Genomic DNA, 796 nt, shown 5'->3' on the forward strand with positions numbered 1-796 from the left:
GATCTCTACCTGGTGCACGATGGCAAAGTCGAAGCCTTTGAAGGAGACCTGGAAGATTATCAGCAGTGGCTGAGCGATCTGCAACGTCAGACCAGCGCAGAGGCCGCCCCGAAAGCCGACAGCGCCAACAGCGCTCAGGCCCGTAAAGACCAGAAACGCCGCGATGCAGAACTGCGCACCCAGACTCAGCCACTGCGTAAGCAAATTGAGAAACTGGAAAAGCAGATGGAGAAGCACAATGCCCAGTTGGCTGACGCCGAAAATAAACTGTCTGACAGCGCCATTTACGAACAGAGCCGCAAAGCCGATCTGACCGCTGCACTGCAACAGCAGGCAACGGCGAAATCAGCATTGGAAGAGTGTGAAATGGAATGGCTGGAAGCGCAGGAAGAATTAGAGTCGATCATGAACGCCTGATGCAGCAGTCCGGGCGCGGCATGCCACGCCCCTACGACACTGATTTTCCGGGATGGCGTACTCTGGGACAAAACCGGGCGCGGCATGCCACGCCCCTACGACACTGATTTATCGGGATAACGCACTCTGGGACACAACCGGGCGCGGCATGCTATGCCCCTACGACACTAATTTTCCGGGATGGCGCACTCTGGGACACAACCGGACGCGGCATGCCATGCCCCTACGACACTGATTTATCGGGATAACGCACTCTGGGACACAACCGGGCGCGGCATGCTATGCCCCTACGACACTAATTTTCCGGGATGGCGCACTCTGGGACACAACCGGACGCGGCATGCCATGCCCCTACGACACTGATTTATCGGGATAACGC

General features: G+C 57.3%; 1 pseudogene. It reads left to right on the forward strand.

Features of this window, described 5'->3' with window-relative positions:
- Window positions 1-417: pseudogene (locus tag WH279_RS00005) on the forward strand (ABC transporter ATP-binding protein); the annotation flags it as partial.
- Window positions 418-796 lie beyond the last annotated feature (379 nt).

This window comes from Erwinia sp. MYb375 (genome assembly GCF_037479175.1).
Lineage (GTDB): Bacteria > Pseudomonadota > Gammaproteobacteria > Enterobacterales > Enterobacteriaceae > Erwinia > Erwinia rhapontici.